This window comes from Pseudomonas wenzhouensis (assembly GCF_021029445.1).
Classification (GTDB): Bacteria; Pseudomonadota; Gammaproteobacteria; order Pseudomonadales; family Pseudomonadaceae; genus Aquipseudomonas; species Aquipseudomonas wenzhouensis.
In genome coordinates, this window is sequence record NZ_CP072610.1 from 744,736 (window position 1) to 766,181 (window position 21,446).

The window sequence follows — 21,446 nt, forward strand, 5'->3', positions numbered from 1 at the left end:
GGCCGCATGCCTCCATCCGAGGCCGCTATTCATCGGCCTTGAGACCGTTTGGCAATGGCCGTTGGCGGATCGTGCCCGCGCGGCGCGCTGCGCAGTATCTGCGAGGCGCCGTTTGTACTCAACTGCCAGACCTTTTGCGGCTTGTCGGAGTTGTGTCAACGATTGTCCCCCAACGCTCATGTCCAGTTCAGCGTCAGCGCCGCCAGTACCGCGTAGCGGCCGGTTTTGGCCAGGGTGACGATGAGCAGAAATACCCACAGGCGCTCACGCATCACACCCGCCACCAGCGTCAATGGATCGCCGATCACCGGCATCCAGCTGAGCAGCAATGACCAGCGCCCATAGCGTGCATACCAGGCTTGCGCCTGCTCCAACCGCGCCGGGCTGACCGGAAACCAGCGTCGCTCGCGATAGCGCTCGAGGGAGCGGCCCAGCAGCCAGTTGATCCAGGAGCCCAGCACGTTGCCCAGCGTGGCGACCAGCAGCAAGGCCCAGAGCGGATGCTGGCGGGCCAGGAGCAGGGCGACCAGTAGCGCTTCGGACTGCAGCGGCAACAGCGTCGCCGCGCCCAGGGCGGAGAGAAACAGCGCCAGATAGGCGGACAGACTCAGCATGACTGCAGCACGCCGGCCGTTGGGCCGGCGGGGATCAGGACTGCGATTCCTGGCCGCTGTTGGCCATGATCTCTTCCAGGCTCAGCCCGGTCAGGCCGTGGATGGTCTTCCACAGGTAGTAGAAGATGGCCATCAGCATGATCATCGAGGGAATGGCGATCATCGGGTAGCTGAGCAGGGTCATGCGCCCCAGCTCGTCATTGAAGGCCTCGGTGCCGGCCGGGCTGACCACGATCCACTTGGCCAGCACATAGTTCATCAGCGAGGAGAAGAAAAAGGTGCCACTGAGCCAGTAGGTGGCGCGCAGCAGGCGCGTTTCGAAGTGCTCGACATGACCGCCCTGTTCCAGGCGCTCATGGATCTTGTCGATATTGAGCACGGTCTTGTTGAACAGCAGGGTACGAATCAGCGGGTAACGGGTGCGGGTGGAGACCAGTACTGCGATGCCGATCAGCCCGGGAATCAGCGCTTCCTTGACCGCCAGCCACTGGGTATCGAGCTTGAGCAGGCCGATACCGCCGGTCAGCGCGACGCTGATCAGGCCGAGCAGGGCGATGAAATTGAATTTGCGGTACTTGATCAGCTCGAACGCGCCCCAGCCCAGCGGGAAGGCCAGGGCCAGAATCAGCGCACCATCGGCGCCGAGGCGCTGCTCGCCACTGAGTTTCATGAGGATGAACGAAGGGATCAGGATGCTGATGGCCAGGTCGATCAGTGGGCGGGGCTTGTGCGTCGGGGTACGGCTGTCAGTCGTGGCGGTCATGGTAGCTGGAGTCTGCGTAGGAAGGCCGATGATCGCCTGCCCGGCGCGCCAGGGCTAGCCCGACCGTCGGTTTTGAATGTGAAAAAGTATGAGCCGACAGCGTGCAGACAGGCTGGGTGGCGCAGTGAGGCGGGTGGTGCTGAGCTGCGGATCATGGCCGCGCAGGGTTCAGCAGGCGGCCTTGGTGATGGATCGTCCGGGCGTTTATGATGGCCGGCCTGGTCACCCTGAATTGGTCGTAGGGTGCATCACGGACGGTGATCTGCAATGAGCCTGAAGTACCCGCTCGCAGCCCTGTTGCTGCTCTGCAGTGCCTGCGCCCATGTGCTGGCTGCCGAGTTGCGGCTGTATACCGAGGACTATCGACCGTTCAGCTACCTCGAGGACGGCAAGCCCAGTGGCATGGCGGTGGCCGTTGTCGAAGAGCTGATCCGTCGTACTGGCGAGCCGGCACGGATCGAGCTGGTGCCCTGGACCCGTGGCTATCATCAGGTTCGCCAGCAGGCCAATAGCGCGCTGTTCTTCACCGTACGCACGGCGCAGCGCGAGGCCGAGTTTCAGTGGGTGGGGCCGATCGCGCGCGGTCATACGCGTTTCTACACGCTCAAGGATGCCGGACTGCGAGTCAACACCCTCGATGATGTGCGCCAACTCGGCACGCTCGCTGTCCCCTGGCAGTGGTACAGCTATGAACTGTTGCGCGAGCAGAATCTGCAAAACCTCTATGGCGTGTCGACACCGCAGGACATGCTGCGCATGTTTCGTCATGGTCGCGTCAAGCTGCTGCTGGCCAACACCCTAACCCTCGATGGCATGCTCGCCGAGCAGGGCATGCATGCCGGACAGTTGCAGGCGCAGTTCGACCTGATGAGCAATGACTCCTATATTGCCTTTTCCCGGCAGACCGATAAGGCGCGTGTCGCCCGTTGGCAGCATGCGTTGCAGGCGATGCGTGATGATGGCAGCCTGGCACGTGTCTATCGACGCTGGCTGCCGGAGGCCGACGCGCGGGCGTTGACCGATCAGTTGCGGCCGGAGTGAGGTGGCTGCAGGGCATTGCCCGGCTTGCCGGGCTGCACACGAGAGGAAACATGATGGGCAGGCACCTGCGTCGATGGTTGTGTCTCGCGTTGCTGGCGCTGTGCGCGCCGGCTGCGGCTGAGCTGCGCCTGCTCACCGAAGAAGCCCCGCCGATGAGCTTCACCCGCGATGGCGAACCCAGTGGCTTTTCCGTCGAGGTGGTCAGGGCCCTGCTGGCGCGTACCGGCGACAGCGGGAAGATCGAAGTGCTGCCCTGGACACGGGCCTTCCATCTGGCTCAGCAGGCCGCCGACACGGCTCTGTTTTCTACCGTGCGCACGCCCGTGCGTGAGGATAGATTCCACTGGGTCGGCCCCATCGTGGTCGGTACCACCAGCTTCTATTCGTTGAAGTCCCGTCACCTGGTCATCGATACCCTGCAGCAGGCCGCCGCCAGCGGGCCTCTGGCGCTGCCCAAGCAGTGGTACACCTACGAGACCCTGAGTGCACAGGGGTTCAGCAACCTCTATGGCGTGTCCAGCTCGAAGCAGATGATGACCATGCTCAGGCATGGCCGGGTCAAGCTGATTGCCACCGAGGATCTGACCCTGGCGGGCGAGCTGGCTGCCGCCGAGCTCAAACCGCAAGACGTTACCGCGCATGTGCCCTTCATGCGTTCGGCCTATTACATCGCCTTCTCCCCGCAAACCTCGATGGTACGTGTGGTGCGCTGGCAGCGCGCCCTGCAGCAGATGCACGAGGACGGCAGTCTGGCCGCCATCCTCAAGCGCTGGCTACCACATGCGGCGATGCCGCCCATGGAGCCGTAGCGGCTGGCGCGGCGACTGGTTACCCTGAGCGCTGGTCATTCACCGAGTCCAATCATGGCGCGTCGTCACCTTACGCTCGATCTGCGCAGTCGCGCTGACCTGTTCGCCCATCTTGGGGCGATGGAACAGGCGGGTGTACCCATCGATCGCTCGTTGGCCAGCCTGACGCTCGGGGCGCGCCATGAGGCTGCGCTCAAGCGCTTGCGCCAGATGGTGGATAACGGTCGCGATCTGGCGAGTTCCGGCCAGTTGAGTGGCGTTTTTACGCCACTGGAAAGTGGCCTGGTGCGTGCCGCGCAGGAAGCCGGCGCGCTGACGCACATCTATCGGCAACTGGCGCAGCGCTACGACGAGCAAGCGCGTCATGTGACTGAGCTGAGATCACGTCTGCTGCTGCCGGCGGGCGTGCTGCTGCTGGCGCTGGCGGTCAAACCCCTGCCTGCCCTGGTGGCGGGTGGCCTGAGTGGGGGCGGCTATTTGCTCGCCGTGCTGTTGCCGCTGCTGTGGCTGTCTGCGCTGTTGTGGGGGGTGAGCGCGCTATGGCGCCGTTGGCAGCAGCGCCGGAGCGAGGCCCCCGGCTTGCTCGACGATCTGTTGTTGAGCTTGCCGTTATTCGGCAGCCTGCAGTGGCGGGCGGATTTGCGTAATTTTTGCGACAGTCTCGGGTTGCTGCTGGAGGCAGGCATGCCGGTGCTCGACGCCCTGCCGCGTGCCTGCAGTGCCATAACCAATGCGCGCTTGCGGCGGGATTTCGCCAGCCTGGCGCCGCGAATCACGGCTGGGCAGTCACTGGTTCGGGCCTTCGATGCGCTGAGCTTTCCCGGCAAGGCCATGTTCATCGGTGTGCTCAATACCGGTGAAGCGACCGGTCGACCAGGTGAAGCACTGTTGCGCTTCGCCCGCCTGCAGGCACAACAGCTGGCCTCGCAGCAGCAGTCGCTGGCGACCTGGCTGCCGCGCCTGTTCTATCTGGCGGTCGCCGCCTGGATGGCCTACGGCCTGCTGAGCGGTGGCGGCTTCTTCCCGGCGCTGCCGGCGGAGCTGGCTGGCCGGTAAATTGCTGGCTATCCGCCAGGGCGTACCGACTGAAAGCTGGCAGCAAGTGCCTTGCGCTAGCATTCGTCACGTCTACGCCATGACTAAAACGAGAAAGAAGCGATTCAACCGACTTTGGAATACGCCCCCATGCCCATCCTGCAACGTGCATCCCACCATGAGCTGCGCAGTGCCTTTCGTGCCCTGCTGGCTTCCGATCGCTGCTATCACACCGCGTCGGTCTTCGATCCCATGTCCGCCCGCATCGCCGCCGATCTCGACTTCGAGGTCGGTATCCTCGGCGGCTCCGTCGCGTCTCTTCAAGTGCTCGGCGCGCCGGACTTTGCCCTCATCACTCTCAGCGAGTTCGTCGAGCAGGCCGCGCGCATCGGCCGCGTGGCGCGTTTGCCGGTGATCGCTGACGCCGACCACGGCTACGGCAATGCGCTCAACGTGATGCGCACCGTGGTCGAGCTGGAACGCGCCGGTGTCGCCGCGCTGACCATCGAAGACACCCTGCTGCCGGCCCAGTTCGGCCGCAAGTCCACCGATCTGATCTCCATCGAGGAAGGTGTCGGCAAGATCCTCGCTGCGCTGGAAGCACGCGTCGATCCGGAACTCTCCATCATCGCCCGGACCCACGCCGGGGTGCTGGAAGTGGACGAAGTGATCCGCCGCACGCGCGCCTACGAGGCCGCCGGCGCCGATGGCATCTGCCTGGTCGGGATCAAGGATTTCGCCCACCTGGAGCAGATCGCCGCAGGCCTCAAGGTGCCGCTGATGCTGGTCACCTACGGCAACCCCGAGCTGCGTGATAACGAACGCCTGGCGCGTCTGGGCGTGCGCATCGTGGTCAACGGCCACGCCGCCTACTTCGCCGCGATCAAGGCCACCTACGACTGCCTGCGCGAGCAGCGCGGCGCCCAGCCGTGCGACCTCAACGCCACCGAACTGACGCACAAGTACACCATGCCCGAGGACTACATCGTCTGGGCCAAGGAGTTCATGGAAGTCCGCGAGTAAGAGCCTGTTCACGATCTGCTGCGCTTCGACCTTACGGCGTTAAAAACAGGCTGGAGCGCCAGCCCGATCGGACTGCTCATTTACAGCTCGTAAAGTCGAGCGCGACTCCGACCGATCCTCGCCTGTTTTTGCCTTGTAGGCTTCCAGCTCGCAATATCGTGAACAGACTCCTAGCCAGAACACCACTTGCACTTCGCATTCTCCAGGCGCATATCTGTCCGGACAGTGCGAGGAGGTCGAACATGGCTGGCGGTTGGGCAAGCGACGACGCGGTGCAGGAACAGATCGACAGCAGCATCGAGGACGCCGTCGCGCGTGCCCGTAGCCAGTTGCCGAAAGGCGAGAGCCTGCGGCATTGCGAAGAATGCGATGCCGTCATTCCCGAGGCGCGTCGCCAGGCCATTCCCGGCGTGCGCCTGTGCGTCAATTGCCAGGCCGAACACGACCGGAAGAGCGCCGCCTTCACCGGCTACAACCGGCGGGGCAGCAAGGACAGCCAGCTGCGCTAGCTTTCCCGACGGCTCTTCCCGCAGGGCAACTCAGAACAGGAAATAGCGCTGCGCCATCGGCAGCACGTCGGCCGGCTCGCACCAGAGCAACTGGCCGTCGGCCTTGACCTGATAGTTCTGCGGATCGACCTCGATATTCGGCAGGTAGCCGTTGTGGATCAGGTCGGTCTTCTGCACCTCGCGGCAGCCTTTGACCACACCGATTTTCTTCTTCAGCCCGAGCTGCTGCGGTACACCAGCGTCGAATGCCGCCTGGCTGATGAAGGTGATGCTAGTGGCATGGCGGCTGCCGCCGTAGCTGGCGAACATCGGCCGGTAGTGCACCGGTTGTGGCGTCGGGATCGAGGCGTTGGCATCGCCCATCAGGCTGGCGGCAATCGCCCCGCCTTTTAGGATCAGCGTCGGCTTGACGCCGAAAAAGGCCGGGCGCCACAGCACCAGGTCGGCCCATTTACCCACTTCGATCGAGCCGACTTCGTGGCTGATGCCGTGGGTGATCGCCGGGTTGATGGTGTACTTGGCGATGTAGCGCTTGGCGCGGAAGTTGTCGTTACCGGGTGCGTCTTCGGGCAGCGGGCCGCGCTGCTGCTTCATCTTGTCTGCGGTCTGCCAGGTACGGGTGATCACCTCGCCGACGCGGCCCATGGCCTGGCTGTCGGAACTGATCATGGAAAAGGCGCCGAGGTCATGCAGGATGTCTTCGGCGGCGATGGTCTCGCGGCGGATACGCGATTCTGCGAAGGCCACGTCCTCGGCGATGCTCGGGTCGAGGTGGTGGCAGACCATGAGCATGTCCAGGTGTTCGTCGATGGTATTGCGGGTGAACGGGCGCGTCGGGTTGGTCGAGGACGGCAGCACGTTGGGGAAGCCGCAGGCCTTGATGATGTCCGGCGCGTGACCGCCGCCGGCACCTTCGGTGTGATAGGTGTGAATGGTGCGGCCCTTGAACGCGCCGAGGGTGGTCTCGACGAAGCCGGATTCATTGAGGGTATCGGTGTGGATCGCCACCTGCACGTCGTATTCATCGGCCACGCTCAGGCAGTTGTCGATGGCGGCCGGGGTGGTGCCCCAGTCTTCGTGCAGTTTGAGGCCGATGGCGCCAGCCTTGACCTGCTCGATCAAGGGCTCGGGCAGCGAGGCGTTACCCTTGCCGGTAAAGCCCAGGTTCATCGGGAAGGCGTCGGCGGCCTGCAGCATGCGCGCCATGTGCCACGGCCCGGAGGTGCAGGTGGTGGCGTTGGTGCCGGTGGCCGGCCCGGTGCCGCCGCCGATCATGGTGGTGACGCCGCTCATCAACGCTTCTTCGATCTGCTGCGGGCAGATGAAGTGGATGTGGGTGTCGATGCCGCCCGCGGTGAGGATCATGCCTTCACCGGCGATCACCTCGGTGCCGGCGCCGATGGCGATGGTCACGTCCGGTTGGATATCCGGGTTGCCGGCCTTGCCGATGGCGGCGATGCGCCCGTCCTTGAGGCCGACGTCGGCTTTGACGATGCCCCAGTGGTCGATGATCAGCGCGTTGGTGATCAGGGTGTCGACCACGTCGGCGGCGCACAGTTGGCCCTGGCCCATGCCGTCGCGGATCACCTTGCCGCCGCCGAATTTCACTTCTTCGCCGTAGGTGGTGAAGTCCTTCTCCACTTCGATCCACAGGTCGGTGTCGGCCAGGCGCACCTTGTCGCCGACGGTGGGGCCGAACATGTCGGCGTAGGCTTGGCGGGAAATCTTCATCGGCACTTCCTGTATTCGTTTGATCGTGCCCACGCTCTGCGTGGACATGCAGTTGGCGACGCTCTGCGTCGCAGGGACGCGGAGCGTCCCGCTATGGGTTCCCACGCAGAGCGTGGGAACCATCAGTCGAGATTGCCCATCACCCGCCCGGCGAAGCCGAACACCCGACGCGCGCCGGCCAGCTCGACCAGTTCCACCTCACGACTCTGTCCGGGCTCGAAGCGCACGGCGGTGCCGGCCGGGATATTCAGGCGCATGCCACGGGTGCTGGCGCGGTCGAACAGCAGCGCATCGTTGGTCTCGAAAAAGTGGTAGTGCGAGCCGACCTGGATCGGTCGGTCGCCGCTGTTGGCCACGGAAAGGGTCAGCGTGCGGCGACCGGCATTGAGCTCGATCTCGCCGTCGGCAATCTGGTATTCGCCGGGAATCATGGGGTGCTCACTCCAGAATCAGTTGCATGAAAGTCAGATCCAGCCAGCGCCCGAACTTGCGCCCGACCTGGGGCATCTGCCCGGTGGTGACGAAGCCGAGGCGCTGGTGCAGGCGAATCGAGGCGGCATTTTCCGACTCGATGGCGGCGACCATGACGTGCAGGTTGGCGGCGCGGGCGCGCTCGATCAGCGCCTGCATCAGCGCTGGGCCGAGCCCTTGGCCGCGTTGGTCGGCGCGCACGTAGACCGAGTGCTCGACGGTCTGGCGAAAACCTTCGATGCTGCGCCAGGTGCCGTAGCTGGCGTAGCCGAGTACCGCGCCGCCTGCATCACGCGCCACCAGTACCGGGAAGCCGGCTGCCGTGCGTTCGGTCAGCCAGGCGCGGCGGTTGGCCAGATCCACCAGCGTCTCGTTCCAGATCGCCGTGGTGTGCTGCACCGCGTCGTTGTAGATGGCGAGGATGCCAGGCAGGTCGGCTTCGCTGGCGTCGACTATGGAATAGCTCATGAGTTACGCAATCGGCTGATGGACGGTCACCAACTTGGTGCCGTCAGGGAAGGTGGCTTCGATCTGGATTTCCGGGATCATCTCCGGTACGCCCTCCATCACCTGCTCGCGGCTCAGCAAGGTGGTGCCGAAGTGCATCAGCTCGGCGACCGTCTGGCCGTCGCGCGCGCCTTCGAGCAGGGCGGCGGAGATATAGGCCATGGCTTCCGGGTAATTCAGCTTGACTCCGCGGGCCAGGCGGCGCTCGGCCACCAGGCCGGCGGTGAAGATCAGCAGCTTGTCTTTTTCTCTTGGTGACAAATCCATGACGGCTCCAGTCTTGGAGCGGCAAGGCCGTGCCTTGTCCGCAATGGTGTTTCGGTCGCTGGGTAGAACGCGGCGTGCGCTGTTCCACGCTGGCGTGGCTGTACTGCAATTCGTAGGAGCCGGCTTGCCGGCGATCAGGCCTCTGCGGATCGCCGGCAAGCCGGCTCCTACCTGTTCGTTGTGCTCATGTGCTCCAGATTCGCGGTGGCACCGCTTCCCGCCCTAGCAGCGCTGGACGCAGCAGGTGCCAGATGGCGATCAGCCAGGCACGCGCCTTGAGTGCCTCGCTGGCCAGGCAGCGGGCGATCAGCAGGCCCGCGAGCTGGCTGAGATCACCGCGCACGCCGTCGATCTTCAATTCACGGCAGCGTTCCAGCAGTTCGCTGTCCACTTCGCCGCTGACCAGCAGGGTGCCGAACACCGGCTGGCCGTTCAGGCCGATGGGCGAGTCGAGCAGGCCGTCGCCACCGCTCACGCGCTGGCGCTCGTGCCAGAGCAACTTGCCGTCACGGCGGATATCCAGCGCGGCCTGAAAGTGGCCGCTGGCAAAACGCTCGTCGGAGGCGGGGCGGCCTAGGGCGACGATATCCCAGTAGAACAGGCGCGCATCGCCGTGCAACTCGATCTGCGTGTGCAGTTCGGCCTGGGCGCCGGCATAGAGGATGGTTTCCTGCGGCAGCCATTCCAGGGTGGCGCCGGCCTCGACGCGCAGACGCAGATCCTGGCGGGCGACACCGGCTGCGCTGTACCACTTGGCGGCGCCGGGGCTGGTGAGCTGCACCCAGGTGTTCTCGCCGGCATGAGCCGAGATGTCCAACGTATCGCCACCCGCGATGCCTCCGGGCGGATGGACGATGATGTGCTGGCACACCTCCGGGCCTTCGGCATACAGGTGCTTCTGCACCCTAAGGGGGCCAAGGTGGCGTCTGCGCACCGGCGTGGTGCGTTCGCCGTGGCGCGCGTAGGCCAGCTCCAGCTCGGCAGGCCAGCTTGGCGTGAACAGGGCGGCAGGCAGATTCATGTCAGGGCAGCGCTTTCGCAGGATAGTTGACCGAGTGGGCAAGCAAGAGGCGTGCCTCGAACCAACTCGGTGCGTGGTGCGCGCAGCGATTGCCATACATGCTGGCGCTAGGATCCGTCGCGACTAAAGCCCCACAAGGCGGAGCTGGGCGTAGGGGGATGACGTTTTTTCATTCACCCTTGCATCGCAGAGTGGTGGACGGATGAAGCGTCGTCCACCCTACGAGGCTGGTCAGATCGCCACCAACCCGCGCACACCTTCGGCTTCCATGTTTTCACCACGGCCCTGCTGGACGATCTCGCCACGGCTCATCACCAGGTACTGGTCGGCAAGCTCGGCGGCGAAGTCATAGAACTGCTCCACCAGCAGGATGGCCATGTCGCCGCGAGCGGCGAGCTTCTTGATCACCACGCCGATCTCCTTGATCACCGACGGCTGGATGCCTTCGGTGGGCTCGTCGAGGATCAACAGGCGCGGCTGGCTGGCCAGGGCGCGGCCGATGGCCAACTGTTGCTGCTGGCCACCGGAGAGGTCACCACCACGGCGATGCTTCATTTCGCGCAGCACCGGGAACAGCTCGTAGATGAAATCCGGCACGGCCTTGGCCTGGCTGCCGGGAAAGCGTGACAGGCCCATCAGCAGGTTCTCTTCCACCGTCAGGCGGCCGAAGATCTCGCGGCCCTGCGGCACGTAGGCGATGCCGGCGTGTACGCGCTGGTGCGGTTTGAAGCCGGTGATGGCCTTACCTTCCCATTGCACGCTGCCGTCCTTGGCCGGGATCAGGCCCATCAGGCATTTGAGCAGGGTGGTCTTACCCACGCCGTTGCGGCCGAGCAGGCAGGTGACTTCGCCGACCTTCACGTCGAACGACAGGCCACGGAGGATGTAGCTGCCGCCGTAATACTGGTGGAGTTGTTGGACTTGCAGCATATCGATGTCCTTAAGCATGCGGTGCGCGCGGCGCACCCTACGGGATAAGCCGCGCCGGGTAGGGTGCGCCGTGCGCACCGACTGTCAGCGACCCAGATAAACCTCGATCACCCGCTCATCGTTCTGTACCTGTTCCAGCGAGCCTTCGGCCAGCACGCTGCCCTGGTGCAGCACGGTGACGTGGTCGGCGATGGAGCCGACGAAGCCCATGTCGTGCTCCACCACCATCAGCGAGTGCTTGCGCGCCAGCGACTTGAACAGCTCGGCGGTGAACTCGGTTTCGGCGTCAGTCATGCCCGCCACCGGCTCGTCGAGCAGCAGCAGGTGCGGCTCCTGCATCAGCAGCATGCCGATCTCCAGGAACTGCTTCTGGCCATGGGATAGCAGGCCAGCCGGGCGGTTGCGCGAGGCTTCCAGGCGGATGGTGGTCAGCACTTCCTCGATACGATCCTTCTGCTCGCCATTGAGTTTGGCGCGCAGGCTGGCCCATACCGACTTGTTGGTCTTCTGTGCCAGCTCCAGGTTTTCGAACACCGTCAGCGCTTCGAACACCGTCGGCTTCTGGAACTTGCGGCCGATGCCGGCCTGGGCGATCTGCACTTCGCTCATGGCGGTCAGGTCGTACTGCTCGCCGAAGTAGGCGACGCCGTTGTCCGGACGGGTCTTGCCGGTGATCACGTCCATCATGGTGGTCTTGCCGGCGCCGTTGGGGCCGATGATGCAGCGCAGCTCACCGACGCCGATGTACAGGGTCAGGTTGGTCAGCGCCTTGAAACCATCGAAGCTGACGTTGATGTCTTCCAGCGTAAGGATGGTGCCGTGGCGGACGTTGACGCCCTTGCCGACGGTCTTGCCGGTGTCCAGTGTCAGGCCGTTGGGGTCGAAAGCGGCTTCGAGCATGGTTTCAGGTAGCGGAGTGGCTTTCATTGATCCTTCTCCTTGCGCAGCAAGCCCACCACGCCACGCGGTAGATACAGGGTGACGACGATGAACAGCGCGCCCAGGGCGAACAGCCAGTATTCCGGGAAGGCCACGGTGAACCAGCTCTTCATGCCGTTGACCAGGCCGGCACCAAGCAGCGGGCCGATCAGCGTGCCGCGACCGCCCAGGGCGACCCACACGGCGGCTTCGATGGACTGGGTCGGCGCCATTTCGCTGGGGTTGATGATGCCCACCTGCGGCACGTACAGCGCGCCGGCCAGACCGCACAACACCGCGCTCAATACCCAGATGAACAGCTTGTAACCGCGTGGGTCGTAACCGCAGAACATCAGGCGGTTCTCGGCGTCACGCAGGGCGGTGAGCACCCGGCCGAACTTGCTGCGTGCCAGGCGAAAGCCCAGGTACAGGCTGCCCACCAGCAACACCACGGTGGCGAAGAACAGCGCCGCGCGGGTGCTCTGCGCGGTGATGTCGAAGCCGAGGATGCGGGTGAAGCCGGTAAAGCCGTTGTTGCCGCCGAAGCCGGTTTCGTTGCGGAAGAACAGGAGCATGCCGGCGAAGGTCAGCGCCTGGGTCATGATCGAGAAGTACACGCCCTTGATCCGCGAGCGGAAGGCGAAGAAGCCGAACACCAGCGCCAGCAGGCCGGGCGCCAGCACCACCAGGCACATGGCCCAGAGGAAGCTGGAGGTGCCGTACCAGTACCAGGGCAGCTCGTTCCAGGCCAGGAAGCTCATAAAGGCCGGCAGGCCGTCACCAGCGCTCTGGCGCATTAGATACATGCCCATGGCGTAGCCGCCGAGCGCGAAGAACAGGCCGTGGCCCAGCGACAGCATGCCGGCGTAGCCCCAGACCAGATCCAGCGCCAGGGCGACGATGGCGTAGCAGAGGATCTTGCCCACCAGGGTCAGCGAATAGGCCGAGACGTGCAGGGCATGGTCGGCCGGCAGCAGGTGCAGCAACGGCATGGCGACGAGGATCGCCAGCACCAGCAGGCCGATGGCCAGGGAGACCTGCGGGCCGAGTTTGGCGCTGGCGCGGGCCAGCAATGTTTGATTGAGTGGCATGGTCATCAGTCGATCACCCGTCCTTTGAGAGCGAAGAGGCCTTGCGGGCGTTTCTGGATGAACAGAATGATCAGCGCGAGGATGAGGATCTTGCCGAGCACGGCACCGATCTGCGGTTCGAGGAATTTGTTCACCACGCCCAGGCCGAAGGCGGCCAGCACGCTACCGGCCAGTTGCCCGACGCCGCCGAGTACCACCACCAGGAAGGAGTCGATGATGTAACTCTGGCCAAGGTCCGGGCCGACGTTGCCGATCTGGCTCAGGGCCACGCCGCCGAGGCCGGCGATGCCCGAACCGAGGCCGAAGGCCAGCATGTCCACGCGCCCGGTGGGCACGCCGCAGCAGGCGGCCATGTTGCGGTTCTGCGTCACCGCGCGCACGTTCAGGCCCAGGCGCGTCTTGTTCAGCAACAGCCAGGTCAGCACCACGACGAACAGCGCGAAGCCGATGATGACGATGCGGTTGTACGGCAGCACCAGGTTCGGCAGCACCTGCACGCCGCCGGACAGCCAGGCCGGGTTGGCCACTTCGACGTTCTGCGCACCGAAGGTGACGCGTACCAACTGAATCAGGATCAGGCTGATGCCCCAGGTGGCCAGCAGAGTTTCCAGCGGGCGGCCGTAGAGATGGCGGATCACCGTACGCTCCAGCGCCATGCCGATGCAGGCCGTGACCAGAAAGGCGATGGGCAAGGCGGCCAGCGGGTAGAGCGTCAGGTATTCGGGTGCCAGGCGCTGGAAGCTCAACTGCACCACGTAGGTGGTGTAGGCACCGAGCATCAGCATTTCGCCATGGGCCATATTGATCACCCCGAGCAGGCCGAAGGTGATGGCTAGGCCGAGGGCGGCGAGGAGCAGGATCGAACCCAGCGACAGGCCGCTAAAGGCTTGGCCGAGCAGTTCGCCGATCATTAGTTTGTTCTTCACCTGAGCCAGGCTCTGTTCGGCGGCGGCGCGCACGGCGCTGTCGCTTTCTTCGCCATCGAGCAGGCTTTGCAGGCGGGTGCGCGCCAGTGGGTCGCCGGTCTTGCCCAGACGCTCCACGGCAGCCAGGCGCACGGCAGGGTCGCTGGCCTCCAGCTGCAGGTTGGCCAGGGCCAGGGTGATGGCATCGCGCACGTTCTCGTCGGCTTCCGCGCTCAGGCGGTTTTCCAGCAAGGGCAGCAGTGCCGGCGGCGTGTTGCGTTGCAGTTGCTTGGCGGCGGCGAGGCGCACGGCGGCGTCGTCGTCGAGCAATTGATGGCTGGCCACGGCGAAGGCGACCAGACCGCGCAGGCGGTTGTTCAGGCGCAGTTTGCGTGGCGTGCCGTTGGCTGCGGCGTCGCCATCGGCGGCTTGCCAGGTGCCGCTCTGGTCGATGAAGGCGCGTTTGTCGGCATCGCTGCCGACGCGGCCCTGCTGCAGAGCTTGCAGCAGTGGCATACGCTCGGGGCTGGGCGCGGCGGCCCAGTCCTGCAGCAGTTTGGCCTGCTTGCTGGCGTTGGCGGCGACGAAATCGTCGGCCTCGCCAGCCTGCGCCGCCAGAGGCAGCAACAACAGCAGGCTCAGGAGAATTCGGGTAAGGGCAGTGGGCATAAGGGTGTCCTTGATGGCCTGTAGGAGCCCGCTTGCGGGTGATCAGGGTGATCGCTGGCAAGCCAGCTCCTACAGGTTTGCAGCGGGTGAGAACCGTGGAATCAGTTCGACTTCACCGGGGTATCGGCTTTCTTGTCGTTGCCTTCGATGTAAGGGCTCCACGGCTGGGCGCGGATCGGGCCGTCGGTTTCCCAGACCACGGAGAACTGACCGTCTTCCTGGATCTCGCCGATCATCACCGGCTTATGCAGGTGGTGGTTCTTCTCGTCCATCTTCAGGGTGAAGCCGCTCGGCGCCGCGAAGGTCTGGCCGGCCATGGCTTCGCGTACCTTGTCGACGTCGGTGGTCCCGGCCTTCTCGACCGCCTGCGCCCACATGTGGATGCCCACGTAGGTGGCTTCCATCGGGTCGTTGGTCACCACGGTGTCGGCGTTCGGCAGCTTCTTGGCCTTGGCGTAGGCTTTCCAGTCGGCGACGAATTTCTCGTTGACCGGGTTTTCCACGGACTGGAAGTAGTTCCAGGCTGCCAGGTGGCCGACCAGCGGCTTGGTGTCGATGCCGCGCAGTTCTTCTTCACCCACGGAGAAGGCCACCACCGGCACTTCGGTGGCTTCCAGACCCTGGTTGGCCAGTTCCTTGTAGAACGGCACGTTGGAGTCGCCGTTCACAGTGGAAACCACGGCGGTCTTGCCGCCAGCGGAGAACTTCTTGATGTTGGCGACGATGGTTTGATAGTCGCTATGACCGAAGGGGGTGTAGACCTCTTCGATGTCCTTGTCGGCGATGCCCTTGCTGTTGAGGAAGGCGCGCAGGATCTTGTTGGTGGTGCGCGGGTAGACGTAGTCGGTGCCGAGCAGGAAGAAGCGCTTGGCGGCGCCGCCGTCTTCGCTGAGCAGGTATTCCACCGCCGGGATGGCCTGCTGGTTTGGCGCGGCGCCGGTGTAGAACACGTTCGGCGACATCTCTTCGCCTTCGTATTGCACCGGGTAGAACAGCAGGCCGTTGAGCTCTTCATAGACCGGCAGCACTGATTTGCGCGATACGCTGGTCCAGCAGCCGAAGGTCACCGCGACCTTGTCCTGGGTCAGCAACTGACGGCCACGCTCGGCGAACAGCGGCCAGTTCGAGGCAGGGTCGACCACCACCGCTTCCAGTTGCTTGCCGAGCACGCCGCCCTTGGCGTTGATCTCGTCGATGGTCATCAGCGCCATGTCTTTCAGCGAGGTTTCCGAGATGGCCATGGTGCCGGACAGCGAGTGCAGGATGCCGACCTTGATGGTCTCGGCGGCCTGGATGGACCAGCTCAGGCCCATGGCGGCGATGGAAGCGGAAAGGGTAAAGGCCTTGATCAGGCTGCGACGTTGCATGCTGTGTTCTCCATTCTCAACTTGAGTAAGTGGGCAACTCTTTATTGTTCGGCAGTGATGCAAAAGGTCATTTACGTCACCCTTGCGCCGGTAGCGCCCGTTGCCGGGCGCTGTGCAGCATGTGCAGGGTGATCTTGCGCACTTCCGCTTTGCTGACCTCTATGTGGGTCTTGAGCAATAGCTGTGCCTCTTCGCAGCGGCGCGACAGAATCGCGCCGAGGATGCGGGCGTGTTCCTCGTAGGTGAGTGCCACGCGTGGCCCCCGGGTGAAGTCCAGGCGCCTGATAATTCGGATCTTTTCGCTGACTTCGGCGTGTAGGCGGGCCATCTCGCGATTGCCGGCGGCCTCCACCAACTGGCAGTGAAAACGTTCATCCAGGCGCGAGACTTCGCGGCGGTCCTGCAGGCGCTGCTCCGGCTGCACCATCCAGGTGCGGCGCAGCTGTTCCAGTGCATCCGGAAGCACGTCATTGGGGCGTTCGCACAGGCGCTTGACCGCCTCCAGTTCGAGGACGATGCGTACTTCGTACAGCTCCTCGAAGTGGGCGAAATCGAACGGCTTGGTCTGCCAGCCGCTGCGGAAGTGCACCTCCAGATAGCCCTCGCGCTCCAGGCGATACAGCGCCTGGCGCACCGGCGTGCGGCTGACGGCCATGCGTTCGGCGATCTCGCCTTCGCTAAAGCGATCACCGGGCAGCAGGCGGAACTCGAAGATGTCGTCCTTGAGCTGCAGGTAGATGCGCTCGGCGAGATTCTCCGGGCGCTCCTTGCCGCGCTTGGCCGGGCTGACCAGTTGCATCTCAGGCCGCCTCGTTCGGGGTCAGCAGGAGCAGGGCATCGCCCGGCGTCACCGCCTTGCCGGGGGCGCAGCGCAGCGACTTGACCGTGCCGGCCACCGGCGCGGTCACTGCCAGCTCCATCTTCATCGCCTCCACCACCAGCAGCGGTGTGCCGGCTTCCACGTGCTGGCCGGGCTCGACCAGCACCTTCCACACGCTGCCGCTCATCTCGGCGGCGACCAGATGGCCGTCCAGATCGGCGTCATCATGGCTCGGGCTGGTCAGCGCTTGTGCGGTGCTCGGATCGTCGTCCTTCCACAGCTCGACTTCGGCGTCGAAGGCGGCTTTCTGCTGGCGCTGGAAGGCTTCGATAGCGGCGGCGTTGTCGGCGATGAAGCGGTTGTAGGCGGCGAAGTCGAATTCGCTTTGCTCGATGCGGATCTGCGCGCGGCCCTCGCGGAAGGCTTCACGGAACTCATCCAGTTCGGCCTCGCTGACCGGATAGAAGCGCACCTGATCGAAGAAGCGCAGCAGCCAGGGCTGGCCATTCTCGAACTGGGCGTTCTTCACGTATTTGTTCCAGATCGGCAGGGTGCGACCGACCAACTGATAGCCGCCGGGGGAGTCCATGCCGTAAATGCACATGTACATGCCGCCGATGCCCACAGTGCCTTCGGCGGTGAAGGTGCGCGCCGGGTTGTACTTGGAGCTGAGCAGGCGATGACGCGGGTCCAGCGGCACCGCGCAGAGCGCGTCGAGGTAGACGTCGCCGAGGCCGAGGATCAGATAGCTGGCGTCGAACAGGATGTCGCGAACCTGCTCGCGGCTTTCCAGGCCATTGGCGCGCTGGATGAAGTCGACGTTGTTCGGCAGCCAGGGCGCCTCGCTGCGTACGGTTTCGCGGTAGCGTTCGACGGCGGCCAGCGTTGCGCTGTCCTCGAAGGCCATGGGCAGATGGACGATCCGGGTCGGCACCTTGAGCTCGGCGACATCGCCAAGCTGGCGCTCCAGGCGCAGCAGGTGGTCGAGCAGGGTGCGCTGGTGCAGCACGCGGCTGTCGTAGCGCAGTTGCAGCGAGCGTACGCCGGGGGCGAGTTCTTCCAGGCCGCGCAGCGGCTCGGCTTTGAGCGCTTCCATCAGCAGATGCACACGCAGGCGTAGGACCAGATCCAGCACGTTGTCGCCGTATTCCAGCAGGATGTAGGCGTCGCCGGCCTGGCGATACAGCGCACGCGGGCGGCTGCCTGCAGCGGGCAGCTCGGCCAGCACGGTGGCGGAAACGGTGGTGTCCGCTTGCAGCGACGGTGCCGGCAGGGTCACCGCGCTGATCGCCGCCAGTGCCTCGATGCTGCCCAGTTGCGCCTGCTCCAGGCTCTGCGCCTGTTGGAAGCCGATAGGGTGAAAGCGCAGCTTGTCGCCGGGCTTGACCTGGCCGACCTTCCACAGCTCGGCTTTGGCGATGGTCACCGGGCAGACGAAACCGCCGAGGCTGGGGCCGTCCTTGGTCAGGATCACCGGGAAGTCGCCAGTGAAGTTGATCGAGCCGATGGCATATTCGCAGTCGTGCACGTTCGATGGATGCAAGCCGGCTTCGCCGCCGTCGGCCCGCGCCCAGCTCGGTTTCGGGCCGCTCAGGCGCACGCCGAGACGGTTGGAGTTGTAGTGCACCTCCCACTCGGCGGCGAAGAACTCCTCGATGGCTTCAGCGGTGAAGAAGTCCGGCGCGCCGTGCGGGCCATACAGCACGCCGATGTTCCAGGTGGTGCCGTAGCTGGGGATCAGGCTCGGGTGAGCCGCCTGCGGCTGGGCGACTGGCGCTGGCGTGGTGCAGGCCGGCAACTCGGGCTGGGAGATGGCCAGCATGTCGGCGGTACGCAGGGGGCGCCCGGCATGCCCGCCGAACTGGCCGAGGGCGAAGGTGGAGCGGCTGCCCAGGTACAGCGGCACGTCCAGGCCATTGCGCACGGCGAGATAGGTGCGGCAGCCACTGACCGCGCGGCCCAGCTTGAGCACCTGGCCGGCCTTGACCGCGATTGGCTGCCAGTAGGCCACCGGTGCATCGTCCAGGGTGGCCGGGCAATCGGCGCCGGTCAGGGCGATCAGCGCATCGCTTTGAAAGCGCAGGGTCGGGCCTTGCAGGGTAAATTCCAGGCCGGCGGCTTCGGCGTGGTTGCCGACGATACGGTTGGCCAGGCGGAAGGCGAAATCATCCATCGGCCCGGACGGCGGCACGCCGATATCCCAGTAGCCGAGACGGCCGGGGTAGTCCTGCACGCTGGAGTAGGTGCCGGGCTCCAGCACTTCGATGACGCTGGCCTTGAAGGAAAAACTGTCGAGCAGACGCGTCCATACTTGGCCTTGGGTGAAGCGTTCGTCGGCCACCACCTGGCGCAGGTAGTCGAGGTTGCTGGCAATGCCGTGCAGGCGGGTTTCGCCCAGGGCCTTTTGCAGCTTGGCGATGGCCTCAGCGCGTGTGTCGGCATGGACAATCAGCTTGGCGATCATCGGGTCGTAGAAGGCCGACACTTCGCTGCCGGTGCTGACCCAGCCGTCGACGCGCACGTCGTCCGGGAAATGCACGTCGGTGAGCACGCCTGGGCTGGGCTGGAAGTTTTTCAGCGGGTCTTCGGCGTAGATCCGCACTTCGATGGCGGCGCCTTGCGGGGCGCGGTCGAGCGCGGGCCAATCCAGCGCATCGCCTGCGGCCACACGCAGCATGCACTCGATCAGATCGAGACCGGTGACCATCTCGGTGACCGGGTGCTCGACCTGCAGGCGGGTGTTCACTTCGAGGAAGTAGAAGTCGTCACGGGCGGCGTCGTAGATGAATTCCACGGTGCCGGCACTGCGATAGTTGACCGACTCGCCAAGCTGCACGGCTGCGGCGTGCAAGCGTTCGCGGGTGGCCTGCGGCAGGTTCGGCGCCGGGGTTTCCTCGACCACCTTCTGGTTGCGCCGCTGCAGCGAGCAGTCGCGTTCGCCAAGGGCGGCGACGCGGCCGGCGCCGTCACCGAAAATCTGTACCTCGACGTGGCGCGCCTGATCGACGAAACGCTCGAGAAATACCCCGGCATCGCTGAAGAATTGCTCGCCCATGCGCTTGACGCTCTCGTAGGCGCTTTCCAGCGCGGCGGCGTCGCTGCAGCGGGTCAGGCCGATGCCGCCACCGCCTGCGGTGGTCTTGAGCATCACCGGGTAGCAGATGCTGTCGGCGGCGCTCAGCGCTTCTTCCAGGCTGTGCAGCAGGCCGGTGCCCGGGGCCATCGGCACCTGGGCCTGGGCCGCCAGTTCGCGGGCCCGGTGCTTGAGGCCGAACTCGCGAATCTGCTCGCCGGTCGGGCCGACGAAGGCAATGCCGGCTGCTTCGCAGGCATCGGCGAACTCGGAGCTTTCCGAGAGAAAGCCATAACCGGGGTAGATCGCCTGGGCGCCGGTTTCTTGCGCGGCGGCGAGAATCTTGTCGATACGCAGGTAGCTGTCGGCCGGCTTGTCGCCGCCCAGGGCGATAGCGATATCGGCGTCGCGTACGTGCTGTGCATTGCGGTCGGCGTCGGCGTAGACGGCGACGCTTTTGACGCCCAGGCGCTTGAGCGTGCGGATGGCTCTGACGGCGATCTCGCCACGGTTGGCGATCAGTACGGTGGTAAACACGGTCGTTCCCTCGTCGTAGGGTGGAAAACCGCGAAGCGTTTTCCACCAGCTGTTCGGTTTTGTGGATGGCTACGGTCATCCACCCTTGTATTTTGTTTTTGCTCAAGTCGCTCTTGAGCACAAGGCACCCGGATGCCGTATCCACCCTTGGCGACAAGGCCGTGATGTAGATTTCGCACCGGTTTGCCTGCTTTAACTTGCCAGAGATCGGACAGTATCTTCGACCCGGCCAAGCCGTGAGTCAGCATTCACAAGGTGGATCGCGCAAGCCATGAGCTCTTTTGACTTCATCCCTCTGGGAATCGACATATCCAAGAAGAAAATCGATTGCGCCCTGATGCTGGGTGCAAAATTCAAGAACAAGGTCTTCGCCAATAACCCCGAAGGGTTTGTCGGGTTGTGCGCTTGGATCGATCAGCACGCCCAAGCAACAGTGCACATCTGTATGGAGGCTACGGGCATCTACTGGGAGGCAGTGGCTGTACATCTGGCCAATGCGGGGCATCGCGTCAGTGTCATCAATCCAGCCCTGGCCAAAGCCCATGCTCAATCGCTGGGTCTGCGTAGCAAGACTGATGCAATCGATGCAAGGGCGTTGGCTGATTATTGTCGGCAACGACAACCTGCCCTTTGGGTTGCTCCATCACTTTCGGAGCAGCGGTTAAAAGCGCTGGTACTGCGCCTTCAAGGCCTAGTGACCATGCGCACCGAGGAAAAGAACCGGATCGAGTCGGCCCGTGACTCGGTGCGTGAAAGTCTGGACAAGCACCTGCAATGGCTCGACGAAGAGATCAAGCGTATTGAACTGCAGATATCCCAGACGCTTGATGATGACCCGATGTTACGAGGCAAGCGTGAGCTGCTGACCTCCATCCCTGGTCTTGGGGAACGCACCTTATCCGTTCTATTGGCCTACGGCCTGGGAGGAGAACGCTTCGACAAGGCGCGCCAATTCGTTGCCTTTGCCGGCTTGAGCGTGCGTGCGTATGAGTCTGGCAGCAGCGTCAGGGGCAAGCCGCGGATGTCCAAGGTCGGTCACTCACGGCTGCGCAGTGCGCTGTACATGCCCGCGATGGTGGCTCTGTACAGAACCGACTGGGGGCGTCGCTATCGTGACCGGCTTGCCGGTAACGGCAAGCCAGCCAAAGTCATCATCGGTGCCATGATGCGCAAACTCGTGCATGTGGCCTTTGGCGTGCTGAAGTCCGGACGAAAGTTCGACCCCGAACTCCATGTCGCTTGCGCCAGATAACAGTATCTACGGCTGATCAGTTCCCTCTCCCCTCGGGGAGAGGGCTAGGGAGAGGGGGCATGCAGGCCACCCTCTCCCCCAACCCCTCTCCCG

General features: G+C 64.4%; 20 protein-coding genes. 6 read left to right on the plus strand and 14 right to left on the minus strand.

The genetic code is table 11. The annotated features are described in order from the left end of the window. Positions 1 to 176: 176 nt before the first annotated feature. A complete protein-coding gene (locus J7655_RS03400; RefSeq protein ID WP_230926575.1) occupies positions 177 to 614 on the minus strand; it encodes a YqaA family protein in 438 nt (145 codons plus the stop codon). 34 nt (positions 615 to 648) lie between these two features. Next, positions 649 to 1,377 (minus strand): VC0807 family protein, encoded by a 729-nt coding sequence (locus J7655_RS03405; protein ID WP_147810404.1) that lies wholly within the window; start codon positions 1,375 to 1,377, stop codon positions 649 to 651. Positions 1,378 to 1,644: 267 nt separating this feature from the next. Between J7655_RS03405 and J7655_RS03410 the strand changes: the two genes are divergently transcribed. From J7655_RS03410 to J7655_RS03430, 5 genes are all read left to right on the plus strand, one after another. Next, positions 1,645 to 2,418, plus strand: coding sequence for a substrate-binding periplasmic protein (locus J7655_RS03410; RefSeq protein WP_230926576.1), 774 nt, complete (start codon positions 1,645 to 1,647; stop codon positions 2,416 to 2,418). A gap of 50 nt (positions 2,419 to 2,468) precedes the next feature. Further along, positions 2,469 to 3,227, plus strand: a complete 759-nt coding sequence (locus tag J7655_RS03415) for a substrate-binding periplasmic protein (protein ID WP_230926577.1) — start codon at positions 2,469 to 2,471, stop codon at positions 3,225 to 3,227. Positions 3,228 to 3,281: 54 nt separating this feature from the next. Continuing rightward, positions 3,282 to 4,283 carry a type II secretion system F family protein gene (locus J7655_RS03420; protein WP_230926578.1) on the plus strand — a complete coding sequence of 334 codons (1,002 nt, stop codon included), beginning with the start codon at positions 3,282 to 3,284 and terminating at the stop codon, positions 4,281 to 4,283. A 138-nt stretch (positions 4,284 to 4,421) separates the two neighbouring features. Continuing rightward, entirely contained in the window at positions 4,422 to 5,285 is an 864-nt protein-coding gene (locus tag J7655_RS03425; protein ID WP_230927657.1) for an isocitrate lyase/PEP mutase family protein, read from the plus strand. Positions 5,286 to 5,527: 242 nt separating this feature from the next. Further along, the gene (locus J7655_RS03430; RefSeq protein ID WP_230926579.1) at positions 5,528 to 5,794 is read left to right on the plus strand and encodes a DksA/TraR family C4-type zinc finger protein; all 267 of its coding nucleotides are present in this window, start codon (positions 5,528 to 5,530) and stop codon (positions 5,792 to 5,794) included. Between the two features lie 30 nt (positions 5,795 to 5,824). On the opposite strand, the gene ureC is transcribed toward J7655_RS03430, so the two are convergent. From ureC to uca, 12 genes are all read right to left on the minus strand, one after another. Next, a complete protein-coding gene (gene ureC, locus J7655_RS03435) occupies positions 5,825 to 7,525 on the minus strand; it encodes an urease subunit alpha (protein ID WP_230926580.1) in 1,701 nt (566 codons plus the stop codon). A gap of 122 nt (positions 7,526 to 7,647) precedes the next feature. Then, positions 7,648 to 7,956, minus strand: a complete 309-nt coding sequence (locus J7655_RS03440; RefSeq protein ID WP_108234569.1) for an urease subunit beta — start codon at positions 7,954 to 7,956, stop codon at positions 7,648 to 7,650. A 7-nt stretch (positions 7,957 to 7,963) separates the two neighbouring features. Then, positions 7,964 to 8,464 (minus strand): GNAT family N-acetyltransferase, encoded by a 501-nt coding sequence (locus tag J7655_RS03445; protein WP_230926581.1) that lies wholly within the window; start codon positions 8,462 to 8,464, stop codon positions 7,964 to 7,966. A gap of 3 nt (positions 8,465 to 8,467) precedes the next feature. Further along, a complete protein-coding gene (gene ureA, locus J7655_RS03450; RefSeq protein WP_003246897.1) occupies positions 8,468 to 8,770 on the minus strand; it encodes an urease subunit gamma in 303 nt (100 codons plus the stop codon). Positions 8,771 to 8,954: 184 nt separating this feature from the next. After that, on the minus strand, positions 8,955 to 9,791 hold the full coding sequence (locus tag J7655_RS03455) for an urease accessory protein UreD (protein ID WP_230926582.1): 837 nt from the start codon (positions 9,789 to 9,791) through the stop codon (positions 8,955 to 8,957). A 231-nt stretch (positions 9,792 to 10,022) separates the two neighbouring features. Beyond that, positions 10,023 to 10,721, minus strand: a complete 699-nt coding sequence (gene urtE, locus J7655_RS03460) for an urea ABC transporter ATP-binding subunit UrtE (protein ID WP_230926583.1) — start codon at positions 10,719 to 10,721, stop codon at positions 10,023 to 10,025. 84 nt (positions 10,722 to 10,805) lie between these two features. Further along, positions 10,806 to 11,648 carry an urea ABC transporter ATP-binding protein UrtD gene (urtD, locus tag J7655_RS03465; protein WP_230926584.1) on the minus strand — a complete coding sequence of 281 codons (843 nt, stop codon included), beginning with the start codon at positions 11,646 to 11,648 and terminating at the stop codon, positions 10,806 to 10,808. Further along, positions 11,645 to 12,736 (minus strand): urea ABC transporter permease subunit UrtC, encoded by a 1,092-nt coding sequence (gene urtC / locus J7655_RS03470; RefSeq protein ID WP_230926585.1) that lies wholly within the window; start codon positions 12,734 to 12,736, stop codon positions 11,645 to 11,647. The genes urtD and urtC overlap by 4 nt, the downstream gene beginning before the upstream one ends. Continuing rightward, positions 12,736 to 14,304 (minus strand): urea ABC transporter permease subunit UrtB, encoded by a 1,569-nt coding sequence (gene urtB, locus J7655_RS03475; RefSeq protein ID WP_230926586.1) that lies wholly within the window; start codon positions 14,302 to 14,304, stop codon positions 12,736 to 12,738. Before urtB ends, urtC begins: the two co-directional genes overlap by 1 nt. A 101-nt stretch (positions 14,305 to 14,405) precedes the next feature. Then, positions 14,406 to 15,671: an urea ABC transporter substrate-binding protein gene (gene urtA / locus J7655_RS03480; protein ID WP_230926587.1), complete on the minus strand. Its 1,266-nt coding sequence runs from the start codon at positions 15,669 to 15,671 to the stop codon at positions 14,406 to 14,408. A gap of 76 nt (positions 15,672 to 15,747) precedes the next feature. Then, positions 15,748 to 16,470 (minus strand): GntR family transcriptional regulator, encoded by a 723-nt coding sequence (locus J7655_RS03485; protein ID WP_230926588.1) that lies wholly within the window; start codon positions 16,468 to 16,470, stop codon positions 15,748 to 15,750. A gap of 1 nt (position 16,471) precedes the next feature. After that, positions 16,472 to 20,101 (minus strand): urea carboxylase, encoded by a 3,630-nt coding sequence (gene uca, locus J7655_RS03490; RefSeq protein ID WP_230926589.1) that lies wholly within the window; start codon positions 20,099 to 20,101, stop codon positions 16,472 to 16,474. 271 nt (positions 20,102 to 20,372) lie between these two features. On the opposite strand from uca, the gene J7655_RS03495 reads away from it, so the two are divergent. Continuing rightward, positions 20,373 to 21,353 (plus strand): IS110 family RNA-guided transposase, encoded by a 981-nt coding sequence (locus tag J7655_RS03495; protein ID WP_230924362.1) that lies wholly within the window; start codon positions 20,373 to 20,375, stop codon positions 21,351 to 21,353. Positions 21,354 to 21,446: the final 93 nt, after the last annotated feature.